Source organism: Flavobacterium sp. 2 (assembly GCF_049949195.1).
Lineage (GTDB): Bacteria > Bacteroidota > Bacteroidia > Flavobacteriales > Flavobacteriaceae > Flavobacterium.
The window spans coordinates 2,088,443-2,111,900 of the sequence record NZ_CP188206.1 but is presented as its reverse complement, the minus strand read 5'-3'; the positions used below and the strand labels follow the sequence as shown (position 1 = coordinate 2,111,900).

18 protein-coding genes and 2 tRNA genes are annotated in these 23,458 nt (G+C 33.9%); 10 read left to right on the top strand and 10 right to left on the bottom strand.

Going from position 1 to position 23,458, the window contains the following annotated elements; genetic code table 11:
- Positions 1-120 precede the first annotated feature (120 nt).
- From ACNFIH_RS09080 to serB, 4 genes are all read left to right on the top strand, one after another.
- Complete coding sequence (locus ACNFIH_RS09080; RefSeq protein ID WP_426486370.1) at positions 121-528, top strand: VOC family protein; 408 nt, start codon at positions 121-123, stop codon at positions 526-528.
- Positions 529-530: 2 nt separating this feature from the next.
- A complete protein-coding gene (locus ACNFIH_RS09075) occupies positions 531-968 on the top strand; it encodes an SRPBCC domain-containing protein (protein WP_426486369.1) in 438 nt (145 codons plus the stop codon).
- A gap of 53 nt (positions 969-1,021) precedes the next feature.
- Positions 1,022-1,459, top strand: coding sequence for a VOC family protein (locus ACNFIH_RS09070; RefSeq protein WP_035651618.1), 438 nt, complete (start codon positions 1,022-1,024; stop codon positions 1,457-1,459).
- A 157-nt stretch (positions 1,460-1,616) separates the two neighbouring features.
- Entirely contained in the window at positions 1,617-2,846 is a 1,230-nt protein-coding gene (serB, locus tag ACNFIH_RS09065; RefSeq protein WP_035651620.1) for a phosphoserine phosphatase SerB, read from the top strand.
- Positions 2,847-3,096: 250 nt separating this feature from the next.
- Here serB and ACNFIH_RS09060 read toward each other — a convergent pair whose 3' ends face one another.
- Complete coding sequence (locus tag ACNFIH_RS09060) at positions 3,097-3,669, bottom strand: DUF6680 family protein (protein WP_426486368.1); 573 nt, start codon at positions 3,667-3,669, stop codon at positions 3,097-3,099.
- Positions 3,670-3,732: 63 nt separating this feature from the next.
- Positions 3,733-5,241, bottom strand: coding sequence for a GH3 auxin-responsive promoter family protein (locus tag ACNFIH_RS09055; RefSeq protein WP_142450446.1), 1,509 nt, complete (start codon positions 5,239-5,241; stop codon positions 3,733-3,735).
- A gap of 239 nt (positions 5,242-5,480) precedes the next feature.
- Here ACNFIH_RS09055 and ACNFIH_RS09050 point away from each other — a divergent pair, with 239 nt between their 5' ends.
- Positions 5,481-6,275 (top strand): DUF2797 domain-containing protein, encoded by a 795-nt coding sequence (locus tag ACNFIH_RS09050; protein WP_426486367.1) that lies wholly within the window; start codon positions 5,481-5,483, stop codon positions 6,273-6,275.
- A gap of 261 nt (positions 6,276-6,536) precedes the next feature.
- Complete coding sequence (locus ACNFIH_RS09045) at positions 6,537-7,619, top strand: glycosyltransferase family 9 protein (RefSeq protein WP_426486366.1); 1,083 nt, start codon at positions 6,537-6,539, stop codon at positions 7,617-7,619.
- A gap of 47 nt (positions 7,620-7,666) precedes the next feature.
- Here ACNFIH_RS09045 and ACNFIH_RS09040 read toward each other — a convergent pair whose 3' ends face one another.
- The 3 genes from ACNFIH_RS09040 to sppA form a co-directional block, all read right to left on the bottom strand.
- Positions 7,667-10,267: an AsmA-like C-terminal region-containing protein gene (locus ACNFIH_RS09040; protein ID WP_426486365.1), complete on the bottom strand. Its 2,601-nt coding sequence runs from the start codon at positions 10,265-10,267 to the stop codon at positions 7,667-7,669.
- Positions 10,268-10,429: 162 nt separating this feature from the next.
- The gene (locus ACNFIH_RS09035; RefSeq protein ID WP_426486364.1) at positions 10,430-11,377 is read right to left on the bottom strand and encodes an alpha/beta hydrolase; all 948 of its coding nucleotides are present in this window, start codon (positions 11,375-11,377) and stop codon (positions 10,430-10,432) included.
- A 15-nt stretch (positions 11,378-11,392) separates the two neighbouring features.
- Positions 11,393-13,150, bottom strand: a complete 1,758-nt coding sequence (gene sppA / locus ACNFIH_RS09030) for a signal peptide peptidase SppA (protein ID WP_426486363.1) — start codon at positions 13,148-13,150, stop codon at positions 11,393-11,395.
- 168 nt (positions 13,151-13,318) lie between these two features.
- Here sppA and folK point away from each other — a divergent pair, with 168 nt between their 5' ends.
- Entirely contained in the window at positions 13,319-14,452 is a 1,134-nt protein-coding gene (gene folK, locus ACNFIH_RS09025) for a 2-amino-4-hydroxy-6-hydroxymethyldihydropteridine diphosphokinase (RefSeq protein ID WP_426486362.1), read from the top strand.
- A 95-nt stretch (positions 14,453-14,547) separates the two neighbouring features.
- Here the strand turns inward: folK and ACNFIH_RS09020 are convergent, their stop codons facing one another.
- The 5 genes from ACNFIH_RS09020 to ACNFIH_RS09000 form a co-directional block, all read right to left on the bottom strand.
- Positions 14,548-14,898, bottom strand: coding sequence for an MmcQ/YjbR family DNA-binding protein (locus ACNFIH_RS09020; RefSeq protein WP_426486361.1), 351 nt, complete (start codon positions 14,896-14,898; stop codon positions 14,548-14,550).
- Between the two features lie 2 nt (positions 14,899-14,900).
- Complete coding sequence (locus ACNFIH_RS09015) at positions 14,901-17,063, bottom strand: T9SS type B sorting domain-containing protein (protein ID WP_426486360.1); 2,163 nt, start codon at positions 17,061-17,063, stop codon at positions 14,901-14,903.
- 56 nt (positions 17,064-17,119) lie between these two features.
- On the bottom strand, positions 17,120-19,195 hold the full coding sequence (locus ACNFIH_RS09010; RefSeq protein WP_426486359.1) for a T9SS type B sorting domain-containing protein: 2,076 nt from the start codon (positions 19,193-19,195) through the stop codon (positions 17,120-17,122).
- 105 nt (positions 19,196-19,300) lie between these two features.
- Entirely contained in the window at positions 19,301-19,843 is a 543-nt protein-coding gene (locus ACNFIH_RS09005; protein WP_035651642.1) for an RNA methyltransferase, read from the bottom strand.
- Positions 19,844-19,924: 81 nt separating this feature from the next.
- A complete protein-coding gene (locus tag ACNFIH_RS09000) occupies positions 19,925-20,353 on the bottom strand; it encodes a DUF1573 domain-containing protein (protein WP_142450457.1) in 429 nt (142 codons plus the stop codon).
- Between the two features lie 157 nt (positions 20,354-20,510).
- Here ACNFIH_RS09000 and mutS point away from each other — a divergent pair, with 157 nt between their 5' ends.
- The 3 genes from mutS to ACNFIH_RS08985 all read left to right on the top strand — a co-directional run bounded on the left by mutS (position 20,511) and on the right by ACNFIH_RS08985 (position 23,452).
- Positions 20,511-23,117, top strand: a complete 2,607-nt coding sequence (gene mutS / locus ACNFIH_RS08995; protein WP_426486358.1) for a DNA mismatch repair protein MutS — start codon at positions 20,511-20,513, stop codon at positions 23,115-23,117.
- A gap of 162 nt (positions 23,118-23,279) precedes the next feature.
- A tRNA-Gly gene (locus ACNFIH_RS08990) sits at positions 23,280-23,352 on the top strand.
- 14 nt (positions 23,353-23,366) lie between these two features.
- Positions 23,367-23,452, top strand: a tRNA-Leu gene (locus tag ACNFIH_RS08985).
- Positions 23,453-23,458 lie beyond the last annotated feature (6 nt).

The window sequence follows — 23,458 nt, the reverse complement described above, 5'->3', positions numbered from 1 at the left end:
TTTTTAGATGCAAAACCTCAATGGTGCAGAGGTTTAAAGATTGTAATACAGATTAAACTCAAATTGACTTACATAACTAATGTTTTAAAATAAATTGTTTAACACAAAAAAATCAAAAAAATGACAAAACAAATATGGTTGAATTTGCCTGTTAAGAATATTGCAAAAGCGAAAGATTTTTTCTGGAAAATAGGTTTTTCTTTCAATGAACAGCACGATACACCAAGTTCTACTTGCATGGTGGTTGGTGAAGGACATTTTGTGGTTATGCTTTTTGAAGAAATGCTTTTTTCAAGTTTTTCGCAAAATGCTATTACAGATACAAAATCAAGTTCTGAGGTTCTGATATCGATTGATGCCGAAAGCAGAGAAGAAGTTGACGAATTAGCCAAGAAAGTGACTGAAGCCGGAGGAACTGTTTTTGCAGAACCAGCAGAAAGCCAAGGCTGGATGTATGGCTTTGGATTTGCAGATTTAGACGGACATCGCTGGAATGTTTTGTTTATGGATTTTAGTAAACTATCGTAGTTATGGAAAAATTGGAATTTAAAATTAGAATTAAAGCTCCTTCTGCAAAGGTCTGGGAGATTTTATGGAACGATGCCACTTATAGAGAATGGACGGGCGCTTTTTGCGAAGGCTCGTATGCAATAAGTGATTGGAATGAAGGCGACAAAATACATTTTATGTCACCAAGCGGCGAAGGAATGAACAGCGTTATCGAAACTAAAATTCCAAATGAATATATGGCCTTCAAACATATAGGAGAGATTAAAGATTTTAAAGAATTGCCTATTGACGAAGAAACAAAAAAATGGAGTGGAGCAATGGAAACCTATAGATTAACGCCAGATAATGAATTTACTGATTTGACAGCTCAAGTTGATGTTGTCGAAAAGTATATTGATTATTTTAAAGAAGCTTTTCCAAAAGGATTAGAGAAAGTAAAAGAATTAGCAGAGAAATAGAATAGAGAGAATCAAAAAAATAATTAACAATCAACAATTAAATAAAAAAAATCATGGCAGCAGTAAACCCTTATTTACTATTTAATGGAAATTGCGAAGAAGCATTTCTATTTTATAAATCCGTTTTTGGAGGTGAATTCCCATACATCGGAAAATTTAAAGACATGCCTAAAGAAGAAGGCTGTGACGAAGTTTCTGAAGCAGATGCTGAAAGAATTATGCACGTTTCATTGCCAATTGGTGATACTATTTTAATGGGAAGCGACAGCTCGACACGATTTGGCGATTTGCCTTTTGGAGAAAACTTCTCAATTTCGATCAATACAGAAAGTACTGAAGAAGCAGATCGAATTTTTAACGGACTTTCAGCAGGCGGAAAAGTAGAAATGCCTTTGAATAAAACATTTTGGGGCGCTTATTTCGGAATGTTCAAAGATAAGTTTGGAATCAACTGGATGGTAAACTTTGATGAAAATCAGCCAGCTAAATAACAATAAGTTATGTTATTCTAAAAGCGGAACATAATTGTTAAATTACTTCAAAAAGCGCATGTATATGCGCTTTTTGTTTGCAAAAAAAACAAAGATTATTCTTTTTTATCACCAATAGATTGCCGATTTTTGTCGCTTCAAAATCAATAAAGGAAAAATGGCAATAGAGGATAAAGAAATTATTTTATTAAAGGTTTCAGGACATGATAAAATAGGGGTTACAGCAGGTTTAACAGCTGTATTGGCGGCTTATGATGCTAATATTTTAGATATCGGTCAGGCCGATATTCACGATACACTTTCTTTAGGAATTTTGTTTGAAATTGCTGCAGGTTCATCTTCAGCGCCCGTTTTAAAAGACTTATTGTTCAAGGCTTACGAATTAGAAATCAAAGTGAAATTTATTCCAATTTCTATCGAAGATTACGAAACATGGGTAAAATCACAATCAAAACAACGTTATATTATCAATATTTTAGGCGAAAAACTGGCTGCTTCTCAGTTGGCTGCAGTGACTAAAATTATGTCAGATCAAAACCTGAATATTGATTCGATTATACGATTAACAGGCAGAACTTCAATTGTTGAAAAAGAAGAATATCCGCGTTCTTGTATTCAATTATCGGTTACAGGCGAAATTGTAAATAAAATTGTCATGACGGCAAGTTTTATGGAGATTTCAAGAACTTTAAATGTCGATATTTCGTTCCAGGAAGATAATATTTACAGAAGAAACCGCCGTTTGGTTTGCTTCGATATGGATTCGACTTTAATCCAAACCGAAGTTATTGACGAATTGGCAGAATTAAATGGAGTAGGCGATCAGGTACGTGCAATTACTGAGTCGGCGATGAATGGTGAAATTGATTTCAACGAAAGTTTCAAACAACGAATGGCTTTACTGGAAGGTTTGAGTGAAGAAGTTTTACAAAATGTTGCAATAAATTTACCAATTACCCAAGGCGCACATCGCTTGATGAAAGCGCTTAAGTATTATGGATATAAAACCGCAATCCTTTCGGGAGGTTTCACTTATTTCGGAGATTATCTGCAAAAAGAATTAGGAATCGACTACGTTCACGCCAATCAACTGGAAATTAAAGACGGTAAATTAACTGGTAAATATTTAGGTGATATTATAAACGGAGAAAAGAAAGCCGAATTACTAAAAGCAATCGCTGAAAAAGAGGGAATCCACATCAATCAAACAATCGCAGTAGGAGACGGAGCAAACGATTTGCCAATGCTAAACTTAGCCGGCCTCGGAATCGCTTTCCACGCAAAACCAAAAGTAAAAGAAAGCGCTTCAACGTCAATTTCTAGTTTAGGACTTGATGGTGTTTTATATCTTTTAGGATATCACGATCGATACATTGATATGATGTAAAGTTTAGTTTGTCATTTCGACGAAGGAGAAATCACACTAGAAATTCTACAATCAGAATAAAAAACAAAACCTCAGTCTTTTCAAAGAGCTGAGGTTTTTTTATATGGGCATGCCCCTCCGGGTCGGGCTATTCGTTGCAATCTTTTGTGTCTCGTTAAAAAAAAAACGAGACACAAAAGGATTTCCACTTCTATCCCTCATGCGGATTTAGTGGAATTATGTGTTTTTAAAAGAAGTAGTAAAGTTTGTTTTATTGATTATTGTCAGGATTAGCTTTTTTATTCTCGTTCATTAATTCCAGAGATTCGATGTGCATATTATATAATATCGTGCCCGTTTCAAAAAACTTTTTTGCGGCTTGATTAAAGCTCCAATTTTCATCATCCTGATTTGCATGAGCTTGTGGAGAATAATTTCTCTGAATAGCAGTTTGTTTAAGTTTTTGATATCCTAAGCTTTGAGCCATTTCAGATAAAAGTTCAGTTCGTAATAAACTCCACTCTTGAATAGGATTAACTTGATCTTTTGTATTTAAAGAGTTATAAAGTCTCTCCCAAGCTTCTAAAACAGCTGGTACATCTTCGAAAACGATATCAATTTGATTGAGACCATTTACGAAATTATAATTTGTAGGATTGCCTCGGAGAGAAAAAAGAGTTAGAAATAATTCACTTTTTGCATTATATTTATTCTGTTCGTCATTAAGTTTACGCCCTGTTTCTACAGCCTTAATAGGTGAAGTTTTAATATAATAAATTGTAAATCCTAAAATTAATAAGCTAATTAACCAATAAGTAATTTCGAAATAATCTTTTGCTGACATTATTTTTTATTGAATTTGTTATATAAAATCTAGTTTTTAATCTTAAGGAAAATATTTTATCATTTACATCTCTTTCAACTGTTCCAAATAATCCCTCTGATTAGAAAGTCTCGGAATCTTATGTTGTCCACCTAATTTATCACGTTCCTTCAACCAATCATAAAATAAGTTTTCGCGCGCAACATTTATCACCAAAGGATTTAATGTCATATTGTTGTAGCGTTTCGCTTCGTAATCAGAATTTAAAGTTTGCAAAGTTTCGTCGAGAACTTTTTGAAAAAGACCAACATCAGCCGGTTTTTTCTTGAATTCAATCATCCATTCGTGCGCACCTTTTTCTTTGTCGTGCATAAAGATAGGAGCAACCGTATAATCGATAACTTCAGTTTGTGTTATTTGACAGGCTTTAGCAATTGCCTGATCGGTGTTTTCAACCATTAATTCTTCCCCAAAAACATTAATATGATGTTTAGTTCTTCCGGTAACTCGAATTCGGTACGGATTTAATGATGTAAATCGAACGGTATCACCAATTAAATAACGCCATAAACCAGAATTGGTCGTAATAACGATGGCGTAATTTTTATTCAATTCAACATCGGCTAAACGTACCACTTTTTGATTTGGAGTTCCAAAAGTATCCATCGGAATAAATTCATAGAAAATTCCGTAATCCAGCATCAGTAATAAATCGCTAGAATAATTTAAGTCCTGAATAGCAAAAAAGCCTTCGGAAGCGTTGTAAATTTCGTAATATTTAAAATCAGAACTTGGCAAAATTTTCTTGTATTGTTCTTTATAAGGAGAAAAACTTACACCTCCATGAAAGTAAACTTCAAGATTTGGCCAAAGTTCAAGCAAATTCTGATTTCCGGTATTTTCTAAAACTTTATTCATTAAAACCAGCATCCAGGATGGAACTCCTGCAAAACTGGTTACATTTTCGTTTTTGGTTTCATTTATAATCGCTGCGATTTTGCTTTCCCATTCGCTCATAAGCGAAGTTTTGCTGCTTGGCGTACTGCTGAATTCGGCCCAAATAGGCATGTTTTCAATCAAAATTGCCGATAAATCGCCAAAAAAAGTATTGTTGTTTTCGTAAATCTGAGAGCTTCCGCCCAAGCGAAGACTTTTTCCTAAAAACAATTCAGAATCTTCATTATTATTCAAATACAAACAAAGCAAATCTTTGCTTCCTTTATAATGGCAATCTTCAAGAGCTTCATTGCTTACCGGAATAAATTTGCTTTTGGCATTTGTAGTGCCGCTTGATTTTGCAAACCATTTTATTGGTGTTTCCCAAAAAACGCCTTGTTCGCCTTGGCGTGTGCGTTCAATTAAAGGCTGTAATTCTTCATAGGTCGAAATGGGAACTCTTTCGGCAAAAGTCCTGTATGAATTTATCGATGCAAAATCATATTTTTTCCCCACAACAGTATTTTCTGAAGCCGTCAATAAATTATGCAATAGCTCTTCCTGAACTTCATTCGGGTATTTTAGAAAAAGCTCGATTTGGTGTATCCTTTGTTTAAGGACCCAAGATGCGAAAGAATTTATGATAGATACAGGCATGAAGATTTTTATTTTAGATTTTGAATTTTTGCTCAAAAAGCAAAACTCATAAATTTAAGATTTGAATATCGGCAGACAAACATTAACTTTGTCCTTGTATCAAAAATAGTATTTTTTTGCAAAAATAGTCCTATTTGAGACAAAGATTCCAATGCATAAATTGGAAATTTAACAATAAAAACTCTAATTTCTCGGAGTTGTTACAAATCTAAAATTAGCAATTTAAAATTAAAAATCACATGCAATATCAAGGAGTACTTACAAAAATGCAAACTGAAATGGGAAATCCAATTCAATATTATTTGGTTTTCGAAGATAGTTTCTTAAGTATGAATCAATTATTGAATAAAGATATTGAAATAAATTTTGTGGGTTTTCAGTGTTTAAATTGCGGAAAAAAGAAAAAAATATACAGACAAGGTTTTTGTTATGATTGTTTTTATTCAAGCGCAGCGGCTGGTGATTGGATTATGAGACCTGAATTGAGTACTGCTCATTTAGGAATTGCAGATCGTGATTTAGAATTTGAATCAAAAGCGCAACTTCAGCCTCACGTTGTATATCTGGCTTTTTCAACAGAAGTAAAAGTAGGCGTTACAAGAAAATCTCAGGTTCCGACAAGATGGATTGATCAAGGCGCAACTCAGGCAATTTCTATTGTTGAGGTTCCAAATAGATATTTAGCCGGAATTACCGAAGTCGCTCTAAAAGATCATTACACAGATAAAACAAACTGGAGAAAAATGCTTCAAGCTACATCAGAAACATGCGATCTTATCGTTGAGAAAGCAAAAGTGGAGAACTTAATTCCAGCTGAAGCAAAAGATTATTTTTACAGCCAAAAAAATGATGTTTACGAATTAAATTATCCGGTACTAAATTACCCTGCAAAAATTAATAGTTTGAATTTAGATAAGACACCTTCTTTTCAAGGAAAACTGGTTGGAATTAAAGGGCAGTATTTATTATTTGAGAACGGAACTGTTTTTAATGTTCGCGGTTCTGAAGGTTATGTTGTCACAATAAACGTCTAGAGAATTCCCTTAACCGTCGATTGTTTTTTGCTTAATAGTATATTAAGTTGTTGATTATTAAATAATTTGCTGTAATTTTAAGTCAATTTCCAAGAGCACAAATGTGTGAATGTTAATACATTTGGTTACAATTTTGTAACAAATGCTTATTGGAAGAATTTACTTTTAGAAAGTAAAAGACCTTAGATTTGAGTCGAATCATTTCAGGTATTATTTCTAAAATTAAATTTAAGATTTAATAATTCGTAAATTATTTAATAGATGAGTGTTTTAAGCAAAGTAAATGTTTACAGACGCAATATAATGCGTAATTTGACTAAGAACATTGGGAAACCAAAGATGCAGGATGATTTTATTTTGGTTGATAAAGCTGAAATCAAAAAAGTCCTGATTTGCAGACCCAACGGAAGATTAGGTAATCTTTTATTGATCACACCTCTCGTTCAGGAAGTTGCTGAAACGTTTCCAAATTGTAAAATCGATTTATTCGTAAAAGGCACATTAGCACCCATTATTTTTGAAAATTACTCTGTCGTAAATAAAGCAATTCATTTGCCTAAAAAGCCTTTTAAAAGTTTATTTGAATATTTAAAGGTTTGGATTTCAATAAAAAATGAATCCTATGATATGGTAATCAATGTGGATCAAAACTCTTCATCGGGAAGATTGGCCGTTCAGTTTTCAAATGCAAAATATAAATTTTTTGGAGATGCAATAGATGAACAGGCCGAGAAAAAAAAGGATTTTGAGCATATTGCAAAATATCCGGTTTATAATTTCCGTCATTATTTAACAAAATTGCGATTATTTACAAATAGCAATAAAATAATTGCTCCTTTAGATTTGAAATTATCAGCTTCTGAAGTTGCAAATGGAAGAAAGATTTTGAATGAATTGGTAAACAATGATAAAAGAACAATTTTCATTTTTACTTATGCAACCGGAGCAAAATGTCTTTCCGAAGATTGGTGGGAGAAGTTCTACGAACAAATAACAACAGAATATAAAGATTACAATATTGTTGAAATTTTGCCTGTCGAAAACGTTTCACAGATTGGATTTAAAGCGCCAACATTTTATAGTAAAGATATTAGGGAGATAGGATCTGTTATTGCAAATGGAGATTTATTTATCGGTGCTGACAGCGGTATTATGCACTTGTCTAGTTCGGTACAAACTCCAACTATAGGATTGTTTTCGGGAGCAAATATTAAAAAATATGAACCCTATGATAATTGCAGCATCGCAATAGATATCAATACTTATACAGAAAGAGAATATACAAAAACTATAAATTCTATTTTGAATAACGGTAAATTAAATAGCTATTCGAAAGCAATATAAAAAACTAAAACATAAAAAAAGGCATCCATTTGGATGCCTTTTTTTGTTTAATTCTTCTTCTTAAATAATCCATTAAGCAGGTCACTTGCTTTTTTGGTTACTTCCTGAGTTTTTTGCTCTTTTTCTGTTTTTGCAGCTTGCGTAGTATCTTTTGCTTTTGTGTTTTTATTGATTAAATCCGTTAAAGCAGCAGTACCTTTTTGCGTTAATTTGTCTTTTTGCTGATTTGCAACCTGAGTCGCTAAACTGCTAACAGCAGCTTTCATATCAGTACTGATTTTTGGGCTAGAAAAATTACCAGTAACCAAAGCATTAATTGGAATGTTTTCCAATTTTGCAGCATCAGCAGGAGACATTTTTGCAATGAAAGCATTTGCTTCGCTTCCTAAATATTTAGCTGGAACGTCAAATTTCAAGTTGTAATTCATCGTTTGGTCAAAACCGTGAGTTCCACCAACAGTAACTTTAATATCTTGATATTTAATGTCGAAAGGTTTTACATTTACTTTACCGTTGTCAAAAGTTAAAGCAGCTTTAATATCATTTAAATTCACTTTGTTCATGTCAAAGAACTTAATGTTTGAACTAAGAGAATTTAGTAAAGTTGAGTTCTTAGCATTTACAGTTGTCGAAAGTAATTGTCCAATTAAATCTCCTGAAATAGATTTCAGATCCGGAGTTAATTCATTTGCATCCAGATTTCCGTTCAATTTTATAGTCGAATTTAATTTACCGTTGATGATTCCTGCAATTGGCGCAATTTTTTTCATCATATCTAATTGCGTAAAAGTCTGCGCAATATCAACTTGATTGAAACCTAAGTTCATATCAAATGTTGGCACTTTTTCTTTTGTTGAAACAGCTCCGGTCAAACCAATTGTTCCTCCAAAAATCGATGTTTTAAAGTTCTCTAAAAGTGCTTTTTCATCCTTAATAATTAGTTTTCCAGAAACATCTTTTAGTTTTAAGTTATCATATAAAACAGTATTTGCTTTTGCGTTTAAAGTACAGTTCAAGAAAGCAGGAATTTTCATTGCCTCAGCTGGTTTTGCAGCTGTTTTTGTTTCTTCTTTTGCAGGTTCGCCAGCCGTCATAAAATCATCAACAGCCAATTGATTTGAACTCATGTTGAAGTTTCCTCTTAATTCCTGTTTTTTAAACATGAAACCATAGAAGTTTTCTAAAATTCCGTTGATGGCAATGTCACTTTTTCCTGTTGTCGCATTGAACTGTTTTAAGTTGATTTTACTCGGATTAAACTCAACTTGTGCAATGCTTATGTTCATCGATTTATTGTTTTCATCAGTATATTTAAATCCTGACAAACTCATCGTTCCTGCATTTTTAATGTTTTGATATTGACTTTTTTCTACAGAAGCCATATCAAAATTCGTCGTAACATCAGCTTTTAAAATACCTGCAAGCGGTTTATCCATTTTGATTGGATACGCTTTTGAAAGATTAGCCAAGTTGATTGTTCCTTTTAATGCAGCATCAACAATTGGGTTTACCGTAATATTTTTAATATTCGCTTTAGCGCTGAAAACGTCCTGATCAATTCTGAAAGTCAGTTTGTCTAAATTGACGTAGGTATCATTTAGAATTCCTGTTTCGTTGATGATTTTGGTATCAATTACGATATTTTGAACTGATTTTGGCAAGTTCGGATATTGGAATGAACCGTTGTTTGATGCAATCGCAATATTGAATTTTGGAACTGTTGTGTCTGTCAATTCTCCTTTTGCAAAACCTGAAACGGTAAAATCTCCAGTTGTTTTTACACCATCCAAACCGGCTGCATAAGCTGAAGGAATTAAACCTAAGAAGTTTGTAAATGAAGATGTTGGAGTTTTAAACTTCAAATCATAAATCTGAGCTTTGTCCGTCATTTGAATGAATCCGTCAAACTCTAAAGGCAATTGATTAATTAAAGCTTTATTTTCTTTAAAAGTATATTTGCTCTTATCAAGATCGATTCCTAAAACAGCATCTAAAGTCAATTTTACATTTTTCATGTAATTTACTTTATCCATATCCAAAGATACTTTTGCTGTCGATTTTGTAGTCAAATCTAATTTTGAATTAGTAAAATCTCCTGTTCCTTCGTGGTTCAAACTGTCAATTACCATTTTGATTTTAGATCCCTGATCGATATATCTGAACGTAAAATTTTCAATTTTGTAATTCTGGATTTTTAAAGAAAGCGGTTTGCTATTGTCATCTTTGGTTTCTTCTTTTTTGTCTTTTAAAGCAATATCAAAGTTTCCAACTCCATCTTTATTGAAAATAATGTTGATCAAACCATTTTCAGAGGTAATTCCCTGAATGTTTAAAGGCTCATCTTTTCCTTTAAAAAGCTCTTTAATACTCATTTTCAAGTTTAATTGGCCTAATGAAACCAAAGTGTCACCTTCAAAAGGAGCCTTGTTGATTATCACCAGTTTTTCGATTCCAACTGCAGCGTTTGGAAAGTTTCGGAACAAACTTAAATCGGCATCTGCAAAGCTTACTTTGGCATCGACGCTTTCGTTAATTGCTTCAGAAATCTTTGCTTTGATTTGGTCTTTAAAGAAGTAAGGAATGGCGAATAGGGCGGCCACAAAAACCACAATTACAATGGCGGTTATTTTTAAAATTTTCTTAAACATATTTATAGATTTGAGGGTTTACTTAAAATCGGATATTGCAAAAATAGTTTTTTTTGCCAAAGGGCGAAGATAAAGTTTTCTTAAAAAGTAAGAAATAGATTATTTTTATAGAAATAAAAAATCCGTTTGATAATTTCAAACGGATTTACTTTTTAATGTTATTTATTTTTTGATGAACGAAACAATTTTATTGGTCAATTCCTCCGAAATAGGAAGGCTTTCATTATTGTAACTTTCAAAATTGGCTTTATTGTCGCCGTCAATAATTTTTAAAATGTGGTTCATTTTGTCAACAATTACCAACTCAGCATTTTTGCTTGCTTTTGATAAACTTTCAGCATCTGCAACATTTACCTGCAAATCTTTATTTCCCTGAATGATTAAAACAGGAACCGCTATTTTTTTTATTTCTGTCTGCGGATCATATTTAAACCACGAAATCAAATAAGGCTGAATACCTGGTCTGAAAAGTGAATTTAAAAGAGGATCAACTTTGTTTACTTTATTGCCACTTTTCAAACTGTCGATAATTGGGAAAGTCATGTCTTCAATCTGCTTATTTGATTTTGAAGAAATCTGTTCTTTTAATAATTTGTCAGCAGATTCTCCGGCACCGGCAATCGAAACAAATTTATTTGCTTTTGCTCCGGCTATCATTCCAATTAAGGACCCTTCGCTATGTCCAATTACAATTAGTTGAGAAAAGCGTTTGTCTTGTTTTAAAAAATTAATCCAGCTTTTGGCATCTTCGGTATAATTTTCAAAAACCAAAGCCGATTCTGTTGGAGCTGAAGCTTTACTTTCGCCAATTCCTCTTTTGTCATATCGTAAAGATGCAATTCCGTTTTTTGCTAAAGCTTCCGCCAGCATTTTCAGCGAATTGTTTTTCATCATCGGATTATTTCCGTTTCGATCCGTTGGTCCTGAACCTGCAATGATTAAAGCAACGGGACATTTTTTGGTAACATCAGGAAAGGTCAATGTTCCGTAAAGCTGATCAATATTGATTTTTAAAGTTACATTGGTTTCTTTAAAAGTGTCTTGCTTTGCGTTTTGCGCATTTGTTGCAGAAAGAAATAAAACACTCAAAAACAAAAATATCTTTTTCATTTTTTAAGATTTGAATTACTTAATATTAATTCCAAAAGGCATCATCGCCTGAACTCCTTTTTGTTTTTGAAGTTTTTTAATCTGTTCAATCATCAGATAATTTTCTTCTCCAATTTCCTCTTTTATAAAAGCTTCTTTGGACTTAGCAAAAGGCATTTTTGATAAAATATCACCAAATGTTTTTTCGTATTCTGGATAATTTTGAGTGCTGTATGTTTTTATTTTAGCCATTTTCGCAGCTTCAGCAATAGCGTCATTCAAACCACCAATTTTATCTACTAAACCAATTTTCAAAGCTTGACTTCCAGACCATACTCTTCCTTGAGCAATGGAATCAACTTGGGCAAAAGTCATTTTTCTACCTTCGGCAACATGCGTTACAAAAGTTTTGTAAATATGTTCAACGCCTTCTAAAGTGAAAGCTTTGAATTTTTCATCAACAGGAACAAACGGACTATAATTAGCCGAGTTTTCGTGTGTTTTTACTTGTTCACTATTAATTCCTAATTTATTTGCTAGCGGACTGAAATTTGGCAATATTCCAAAAACCCCGATAGAACCTGTAATTGTGTTGCTTTCTGCGAAAATTTTATTAGCGTTACAGGCAATATAATAACCGCCGGAAGCTGCGTAATTACCCATTGAAACTACGACAGGTTTTACTTTTTTAGTTACTTCAATTTCTCTCCAAATCAAATCTGAAGTTAAAGCGCTTCCTCCCGGACTGTCAATTCTTAAAACAATTGCTTTTACGTCATCATTTTTTCTGGCTTCCTGAAGTGCACGTCGCATTGAACCTTCTCCAATAACGGTAACATCGCCTTCACCGCTTTCAATTTCGCCTTGAGCGTAAATAATTGCGATTTCGTCAGTTGCTGTATTAGTTAACGCTGTTGTAACATTGTTTTGAGTATAATCTTCAATTGAAATTTTATTGTAATCATCATCGCCAGTTACTTTTAACTGTTTTTTGATCGCGTTATGATAAACATCTTCATAAGCTATAATATCAACTAAACCATTTGCTTTTGCCAATTCTGGAGTTCTTGCAAGCAAACCATTTGCAATTTCGTTTAATCTCGGAAGCGGAATATTTCGGCTTTTTGAAATATCAGCAGAAACTGTCTCCCAAATAGAATTTAATAAAGCAGTAACTTGTTCTCTGTTGGCATCGCTCATTTTATTTTCTAAAAATGGTTCTACCGCACTTTTATATTTTCCGTGACGAATAACTTCCATATGAATTCCAGATTTGTCCTGGAAATCTTTAAAAAACATTACTTCAGACGAAAGGCCTTTGAAATCTAAATCGCCAGCAGGATTTAAATAAATAGTATTGGCTACAGAATTCAAATAATATTCTTTTTGAGAATAAGTATTGGCGTAAGCCCAAACAAATTTTCCTGATTTTTTGAAACTTTCAAGCGCATTTCTTAAGTCTTTGTATTGAGCAAGACCTAAAGAAGATTCATCATTTAAAATAGAAATCCCTTTAATTTTGTCATCTGTTTTTGCAGCTTCAATAGCGTTGATAACATCCGAGATTCCGATTCCTTTTTGTTCTGAAAAAACAGTTACCCAAGGATCTTTGTACTTTCCGGCGTAGTCATTTTTAATATCTTTTAAATTCAGTTCGATAACCGAATCACTTTTTACGGAAACCGCATCATCTCCTCCAAAAATAGCCCCAATAAGGATTACTCCGAAAAAGAATAACATGATAAATACAAAAATACCAATCACAGTGGCAATTACATTTCCTAAAAATTTCATAAGTATATTTTTTTAATAAGTAGCAAAAAAGACTGCTTCGTTACAAATATATTTAAATAGGAATTAACTCCGTTATACGATTTATTAAATATTTGTTGATTTTACATTTTTAAACCAGCTAAATAATGTATTCAATTCTAAAATAGTTTTAGTTACTTTGCATTAATTATGAAGTCACAGCATCAAGTCGTTTTATCTATAGGAAGCAATCAGGGAAACAGGTTAGCAAATATTGAAAGTTGTATTGCCTTAATACATCAGGAAGTAGGAACTGTTATTAGGGTTTCAAAACTATATGAAACTCCTGCCTGGGGATTTGAAAGTGACGCTTTTTATAATTGTGCGCTGCTTTTGCACAGTACTTCATCGGCACAAAAAATATTAAATCAGGTTTTAAAAGTTGAAAAACAATTAGGAAGAATCAGATCGAATCAGGAAGGATATCAATCCCGAATTATCGATGTTGATTTAATTGCTTTTGATGATGAAATTATAGAAACTGAAAAACTGCAAATTCCGCATCCGTTGATGCAAAACAGAAATTTTGTGTTGTTGCCGGTTCAAGATTTAAAATTAGATTGGAAACATCCAATTCTTCAAAAGACGATTCCCGAATTAATAGCCGTTTCTCCGGATGACAGCGTTTGTACAGCCGTTCAGAATTTGAAAAGTCCGTTGCAGGAAATTGCATTAGAAAACTTCAATTATATTGCTTTTGAAGGAAATATCGGCGCGGGAAAAACAACATTGGTTCATAAAATTGCTGAAGATTTTAATGCTAAAACAGTTTTGGAAGGTTTTGCCGATAATCCGTTTTTGCCTAAATTTTATAAGGATCAGAACCGATATGCTTTTCCGTTAGAAATGTCTTTTTTGGCCGATCGCTACCAGCAATTAGCCGATGATTTGAAACAATTTGATTTATTTAAAGATTTTATTGTAGCCGATTATCATATTTTTAAATCACTGATTTTTTCCAAAATTACACTTGGAGAAGATGAATATCGTTTGTACAGAAATCTGTTCGATATTATCTACAAAGAAATGCCAAAACCCGATTTGTATATTTATTTGTACCAAAACACAGAACGCTTGCTTCAGAATATTAAAAAACGTGGCCGCAGTTACGAACAAAATATAGAAGCTAGTTATTTGGAGAAAATCAATACTGGTTATTTGGATTATATAAAATCACAAACCGACTTGAATGTTTTGATTATAGATGTTTCAGATCGCGATTTTGTAAAAAAACATGAGGATTATCTTTATATTTTAAGTGAAATCAAGAAAAAAATAGGGTAACACCTCAATTAGGAAATATGCCAATTAGAAAATTAGATAATTTTTTATGCGGTTTCGAGAGCATTTCCTAATTCTCTAATTGACACATTATCTAATTATAATATTCCGAGTTGTTTTCTCAGTTTTGCAGATAATTTTTCGTTAACCAGACGATACGATTGTTGAATGTATTTTTCCCATTCTGATTTTTTCATTCGAGTAATATCATCAATCAAAACCCATTTGTATTTGGCAACATACGGAGCAGGTTTGAATCCCGGTCTGTTACTCATTTCTTCAAATTCTTCATCCAAAACTTTAAAAGAAGCCGAAGTTGGATTTTGGTCAAGGCCAACAACACAATACATTTTAGTTCCTACTGAAAAAACAAGATCATGATCCCATTTTATATCTTCTGTTGTTCCAGTCAGTTTCTGACATATTTCGCGAATTGTTTCTATATCCATTTTTATCTTTTTAATGAAAAATGACCTCTTACAACAGGATGATTTTCGTCAATTTTTAAGGTGTACCAATAATCGGATGCCGGAAGCTGTATTTTGTTGAAAGTCCCATCCCAGCTCATTTTTGAAGCACTTAACTGTGCTAGTAATTTTCCGTAGCGATCAAATATAGTAATTTGGGCTTTAGGATAATTGTCCAATCCTGTTATTTCCCAAACATCATTGAAAGAGTCATTATTTGGAGTAAAAAACGCAGGAAAAATTAGGACAATAAAACTTTTTGAAACCGTTTTGCAACCACTTTTTTCTCTCACATAAGCGGTTTGCAAACCGCCAGAAACATTTTCAAAAACATTAGAATTCTGAAAATTTATTCCGTCAATAGAATATTCAAAATAGCTTTCAGGATTGCTGAGAATAATAGTCACTGTTCTATTGTCAACTTCAATTTTTTGAATTTCAGGTGCAGGAAGTTCAATTACTTTGATGTTTTTTTGATTTGTACAATTACCCAAAGTAGAAGCAGTTACAACGACATAATATGTTCCTAATTGAGAAACGTTGATTTTTTGAGTCGTTTCTCCTGTTGACCACAAATAACTCATATTGCTGATTCCAGCGTCCAGTGTAACCGAATTAGGAGCACACAAAACGACTACTTCATCTTGAACTTCAGGAAGTGGGTAGATTTTTATTTCTATTGGGGTTCGCGTAACAGAACGGCAATCGTTATTATTGGCTTCGGCATAATAAATTGTATTTGCAGAAATATTAGGTGTAACAAACAAAGGACCAGTTCCTAAAAGAGAACCACCTGTTTTTGAATCATACCAGTTTGCTTCGCCTGCAGAAACAGTCGCTTCTAAAAAGAAGATTCCAGAACCGCAAACAGGCTCGGGATTTGAAACAGAAGTTACTTCTGGAACTATATTTACTCTTGCTACAACAGCAGTTCTTTTAGTGAGACAGCCTTCAAATTCGGCTGCAACATAATACATTTGGCTTGCATTTAAAACTGGCGTTGTAAAATTATTTCCGGTTGCTATTATGCCAGTGCTTGTTTCATCGGCATACCAATTTATTGTTCCTGCTGAGCTTTTGGCTTCTAATAGAGTAGTTCCAGATCCGCAGATGTCTGGAGCTTTTGTTTCGGTAATTGAAAGCATGGTGAGCGAAGTGCTGGCGCTTATTTGAGGATAAACATCTCCGGGCATTCCGCCATATTCTACGATATATCCTCTCGGATAATTTACATTGGTTGGATCTGAACTTCCATAAAGAGAAGCATCGTTCCATCTTCCTTTTTGGCCATATCCAGGTGGTGTGATATAGGCGTAATCTTCAACTCCTATCAGGGCTAGTTCACCACCATTATTTGGTTCTTTGAAATCATTCCAATAAGCAAAAGTTGTGGTTGATCCGCTTTCACGGCCGTACCAAAATTCAGTTCCTTCTTCAGGGCCGGTTTCCCATCGCCAATAAGGTTCCTTTCTGGTATCGCTTCCTCCAATCCATCCTGTGCCAGAAAGCTGTTCTCCAACAAATATTGCTTCATCTAAAGTTGTGATAGTTACGAGATAGCCTTGAAGCCCATAATATTTGCTCGCAGCTGCAGCTCTTTTAGCATCGCCCCAGGAAATTCCTGGACTGGAAACAAATTGGTAATAGTGTTTTGATGAAGGTAAATAATTGGCTTGTCCCAAGCTTATCGAAAAATTTCTGATTCCGCTTGGGCTTACGGAACTATTTCTAAATTCGACTGCTTTTATGGCTGAAATGAATTCAGAAAGTGAAGCTGTTTTTCCTGCGTTGTTCGAAATAGTAAGTGTGCCTGAGTCAGGGTTCCAGCTTGAAATTAAATTAGGATGAGTGCCGATTAGACTTAATTGATCTTCATTATTTATATATCCGGAAGAAATTTGAATGTAGACCGCATTAATTTCTTCTGTTGCGCTGATTGTTACGTCTGTTACAATTTTTATACTGCTTTGCGGACAATAAACTTGATTTCCAGTTGCAGTGATTATAGATGCGGCCGTTGTAAGTTTAGGTTTGTTTTCTTTTTTAAATTCCCGTTCATGCAAAGGCGTGTTTTTAAAGGCAAATAATGTATTACAATATAGTAGTACAATTGCCATAGTATAGCCACAAGAGAATTTGGTTTTCATATTTAAAATTACATTTTTTAATTGAAAACTGCTTTGGAAACAATAAAAAATGAATTTTATCTTTTTAATGAAAAATGACCTCTTAAGATAGGGTGTGTATCATCAATTTTTAAGGCATACCAATAATCTGATGCAGGAAGTTGTATTTTATTAAAAGTTCCATCCCAGCTCATTCTTGAAGTACTTAATTGCGCTAATAATTTTCCATAGCGATCAAAAATGGTGACTTGTGCCTGAGGATAATTCTCCATTCCGGTTACTTCCCAGACATCATTATAGCTATCGTTGTTTGGAGTAAAGAAAGCTGGAAAAACTAAAACCACAAAGTTTTTTGCAGTAGCACCACAACCACCTTTTTCTCTTACATAAGCAGTTTGTAATCCGCCTGGAACATCGTAAAAAATATTAGAATCCTGAAAATTTGAACCATCAACAGAATATTCAAAATAAGGCTGCTCTTTTTTAAGATAAATTATTGCTCTGGTTCCTTCAACATCAATACGATCTATTTGCGGAATTTCATGTTCTTCAACTATAATTGTTTTTCGGCTCGTGCAACTTTGAGGAGCAGGGCTTGTTACATCAACAGTATATGTACCGCCAGTTCCTATCTCGATAGTTTGAGTTGTAGCTCCCGTTGACCACAAATAAGTCATGCCAGCTATTCCAGCATTAAGTATTTTCTTTTTAGATTGGCATAATACAACTGTCTCATCCGTAACAGCCGGCGGAGTATAAATGGTAATGTTTACAGGGGTACGATTGGTGTTTAAGCAACCACTGTTTGATGCCTCTGCATAATAAATGGCTGATGAAGTAATTGTTGGTGTTGTAAAATTATTTCCTGTAAAAAGACTTGTTCCTCCTGTTGAAGAAGTGTACCAGTTGATAACGCCAACATTAGTTGTTGCTTGAAGATCAACACTTCCTGGTCCGCAACGGGAAACATTTGATGAAGCCACAGTTGGTGTATTAGGAGTTTTATTTACTACAGCTGTAACTGATTTTCGGTTAGATTCGCAACCAGCATCTACATAATAAGTTGTAGTATTATTTATTACTGGTGTTGTATAAGAACTTCCAGTTGCAATTACCGTTCCTCCGGTTGCCTGATTGTACCAGCTGATTGTCACTCCAGCCGTAGCTGTTGCATTTATTGTAAAGCTTCCCGAATCACAAATTGGATTTGGTGTCAATACGTTTGCTTCAGGTATTGTAATTTTAGTGCTTGCAGCAATTTCTAAAGGCGATTCTCCTGTAGATCCGCCATATTCAACAACATACCCTTTAGGTTGATAAGCATCTCCGGGGGTTAATGATCCCGTATTTGATAAATCATTCCATGAACCTCTTATACCCACTCCTGGTTGTGTAATATGCGCATAATCTTCATCTCCTTGATTATTAGGTTCGCCATTGTTCCAGAAAGTATAAGTCATTAGAGTTCCGGCTTCAGGGCCTGTTACCCATTTCCAAACTCCCTCGGTTTCTGCGTCGCTACCACCAATCCATCCCGTTCCTGATGCTTGCTCGCCAATTAATTTAGCTTCATCTGCTGATAATATGGTTGCCAAATATCCTTTAAGTCCGTAATAAGTACTTGCGGCAGCAGCATCTCGTGCTGAAGTCCAGGTAATACCAGTATTTGGTACATATAAATAAAAGTGCTGCGTTGAAGGTAAATAATTGGCATTACCAATTGTTATTGAAAATGTTCTGGTTCCCGAAGCTGAAGTTGAAGGATTTGTGAAAACCACATCTTTTACTGCAGCAACTAAGTCGGAATATAAAACATTACCGCCTGTTGGACTTGTTATACTTAATTTTCCTGCTGTTGAATCCCAGCTTGTAGTTACATTAGGATGTGTTGCAGGATTTGCAAGAGCAAGCTGATCAAAACCACTTGAATAACCAGATGAAACCTGAATAAAAACGCCTTCAGTTCCTGTTTCTAAAGGGTCGTGTGTAATGGAGAAATCAGTTACAATTTTTATTGTATTTTGAGGACAATAAAGCTGATCTCCGGTTGCTTTAACAATAGGTGCAGTTGTCGTAATTTGAGCAAATCCAAAAGAACTGGACAGCAATAAAATAAATAATATATATATATTTAGGGAACTCTTATTTTTCATTTTATAAAAGTATCACTTTTATAATAATAAAAAAAAATATTTCAATTTCTAACAATTAAAGTCTAAAAATGAGGTAATAATCACAATTTTTAAGTAAAAATATTCTTAATTGTTTGCTGGCCAGTTTAGTTTTTGAAATAAATCCCAAACTACAATTCCGGCACTTACAGCAATATTTAAGGAATGTTTAGTTCCTAATTGCGGAATCTCAATACAGCCATCACAAATGGCTACAGCTTCTTGCGCAACTCCATAAACTTCATTGCCAAAAACCAAAGCGTATTTCTGATTTTTTTCTGTTTTAAAATCCTGAAGAAAAATAGCGCTTTCAACTTGTTCTATAGCAAGAGTCAGGACATTTTCTTTTTTAAGATTTTCAATGACTTCAAGTACATTTTCATGATGTTCCCAAGCTACGGTTTCTGTAGCGCCAAGAGCAGTTTTATGAATTTCTTTGTTTGGTGGAGTAGCTGTAATACCGCATAAAATGATTTTTTCAATCAAAAAAGCATCGGCTGTTCTAAAAACAGAACCAATATTGTGTAAGCTGCGAATGTCATCCAAAACTAAAATTAAAGGTGTTTTGTCTGATTTTTTAAAATCTTCAATCGATTTGCGGTCCAATTCGCTATTTTCTAGTTTTCTCATTTTTGCTATATTCTAATCATAAAAAAAGCTTCCAAAGATAAGGAAGCTTTTTCAATTATTTTATTTTGTTTTATTTTCAGATTAGCTTTTTACTGGATCTGGTAAAACTGTACCTTTAATAGTAAGTACTTTTGTTGGCTGTCCTTCAGCGTTAGAAGTAACAGTTACAGTTTTTGTAAATTGTCCAACTCTGTCAGTAGCATATTTTACACCAATGATTCCTTTAGCACCTGGTGCGATTGGCTCTTTTGGCGTAGTAGGAACAGTACATCCGCAAGAACCTTGCGTGTTTGTAATGATCAATGGTTTTGTTCCGTTGTTAACAAAAACGAATTCACGTTTTCCGTCAGCATTGTGAGCAATTGTTCCATAGTCAATAGTTTCTGTTTCAAAAAGCATTCCTGCTCCTTCTACTTTAGCAACTTTTGCAGTTCCTTTTTTAGCAGATTGCGCGTTAGAAGCCGTAACTCCAGCTACAGCAAGCATAACAAATAAAATTATTTTTTTCATTTTTATAGTCTTTGTTTAAATGATAGAACAAATCTATGTAAAATTCTTAAATGTCAACTTAAAAATCTCTTAAAATATTTTAATTTTTGAAGCCTTCGATATGCCGCTAAAAAATTATAAATTCGCTGTCTTAATTTTCATTTAAAAATATATCGATTTGGCAGCTAAAGAAAAAGTGGTGAAAGAAACACCTTTAATGAAACAGTACAACGAAATCAAGAGAAAATATCCTGATGCATGTCTGCTTTTCAGAGTAGGGGATTTTTATGAAACATTTGGGGAAGACGCCATTAGAGCTTCTAAAATTCTCGGAATAACATTGACCAAAAGAGGTGCAGGTTCAGATACCGAGACAGCTTTGGCAGGTTTTCCACACCATTCTATTAATACGTACTTGCCAAAATTGGTTAAAGCGGGTCTTCGCGTAGCAATTTGTGATCAGCTTGAAGATCCAAAAATGACAAAAACTATTGTGAAAAGAGGTGTTACGGAGTTAGTAACTCCGGGAGTTTCTTTAAACGATGAGGTTTTGCAGTCTAAATCGAACAACTTTTTAGCATCGGTTTATTTTGCTAATAAAAATATCGGAATTTCCTTTTTGGATGTTTCAACAGGAGAGTTTTTGACGGCACAGGGAAATGCCGAATATATTGATAAGCTGTTGCAAAATTTTAATCCGAGTGAGGTTTTAGTTCCGAAGAATAATAAAGGTGATTTTAAAGCTGCTTTTGGTGAAGATTTTCATAGTTTTTACTTAGAAGATTGGATCTATAAAGAAGATTATGCTTTAGAAACGCTGACAAAACATTTTCAGACGAATTCTTTAAAAGGATTTGGAATCGAAGAATTAAAAGAAGGAATTATTGCTTCTGGAGCAATTTTGTATTATTTATCAGAGACACAGCACAATCGTGTACAACATATTACAGCGATCCAGCGTATTGCAGAAGATGCATATGTTTGGATGGATCGTTTTACGATTCGAAATTTAGAATTGTATCACAGCTACAATCCAAATGCAGTTACGCTTTTAGATGTAATTGATAGAACGCTTTCGCCAATGGGAGGTCGTTTATTAAAAAGATGGCTTGCTCTTCCTTTAAAAGACAGCAACAAAATAAAAGGACGTCATGATGTGGTTTCGTATTTAAAATCAAATTCGGAAGTCCTTCATAACATTCAATATCAAATCAAGCAAATTTCAGATTTGGAACGTTTGATTTCTAAAATTGCTGCAGGAAAAGTTTCGCCTCGTGAAATTGTCTATCTAAAAGAATCGCTGGATGCTATTATTCCAATTAAAACGCTGGCGCTTGAAAGTCCGCAAGAAGCTGTAAAAGTTATTGGAGACAGTCTGCATGCTTGTGATTTATTAAGAGAAAAAATAAAAGTAACCTTAAATCAAGATGCGCCAGTTGCGATTGCAAAAGGGAATGCTATCGCAAGCGGGATAAATGAAGAATTGGATGAACTTCGTGCGATATCAACTTCTGGAAAAGAATATTTGGAAGGAATTGAAAGAAGAGAATCTGAACGTACAGGAATTTCTTCTTTGAAAATATCTTTTAATAATGTTTTTGGGTATTATATTGAAGTTCGAAATACACATAAAGATAAAGTGCCTGTAGAATGGATTCGTAAACAGACTTTGGTTAACGCAGAGCGCTATATTACAGAAGAATTAAAAGAGTACGAAACCAAGATTTTAGGAGCCGAAGAAAGAATCTATAAAATTGAAGCAGATCTTTTTGAACAATTAGTTGCCTGGATTGCGACTTATATTAAACCGGTTCAAATGAATGCTAATTTAGTGGCGCAACTAGATTGTTTGTGTTCGTTTACGCAATTGGCAATAGAAAATAAATATGTTTGCCCGGAAATTGACGACACATTTGAGTTGGAAATCAAAGAAGGAAGGCATCCGGTAATTGAAAAGCAATTGCCAGTTGGTACACCGTATATTTCTAATGATGTTTATTTGGACAGGGAAACTCAGCAAATTATAATGATTACCGGTCCAAACATGTCGGGTAAGTCGGCTATTTTGAGACAAACGGCTTTAATTGTGTTATTGGCTCAAATGGGAAGTTTTGTTCCGGCAGACAGCGTTAGAATGGGAATTGTGGACAAGATTTTTACAAGAGTAGGAGCTTCTGATAATATTTCGATGGGCGAATCTACTTTTATGGTGGAAATGAATGAAACAGCTTCAATTTTGAATAATATTTCAGATAGAAGTTTGGTGCTTCTGGATGAAATTGGAAGAGGAACAAGTACGTATGACGGAATCTCGATTGCTTGGGCTATTGCCGAATTTTTACACGAGCATCCTTCAAAAGCTAAAACATTATTTGCAACGCATTATCATGAATTAAACGAAATGACAGAATCGCTTCCGAGAATTCAGAATTTTAATGTGGCGGTCAAAGAGCTAAAAGATACTGTTCTTTTTGTTCGTAAACTGGTAAAAGGAGGAAGTGCTCATAGTTTTGGAATTCATGTTGCAAAAATGGCCGGAATGCCTCAGTTGGTAATTTCAAAAGCGCAAAAGCTTTTAAAGAAATTAGAAAAAAATCATTCCAGTGAAGTATTAAACGGAATAAAATCAGCTAATGATGAAATGCAGATGAGTTTCTTTAATTTAGATGATCCTTTATTGGAAGAGATAAAAGAAGAAATTCTAGGTCTTGATATAAATGCGATAACGCCAGTCGAAGCACTGATGAAGTTGAATGAGATCAAAAGAATGTTAGTCAAAAAATAAAAATAAAAATTTTCAAGTTTAAAGTTTAGGTTATCAGAATGTTATAGAATAACTAAAATATTTTTTCAAAAAACGCTTGTGTAATTGAATAAATGTCCTAAATTTGCACTCGCAATACGAAACAAATCAAGTGTTGCAAGTTCTTTAAGAAAAATTTGAAATGCGAAAATAGCTCAGTTGGTAGAGCGCGACCTTGCCAAGGTCGAGGTCGCGGGTTCGAGCCCCGTTTTTCGCTCAAAACCATATAATGCTCGGATGGTGAAATTGGTAGACACGCTGGACTTAAAATCCAGTGAACAGCAATGTTCGTGCGGGTTCAAGTCCCGCTCTGAGTACTAAAG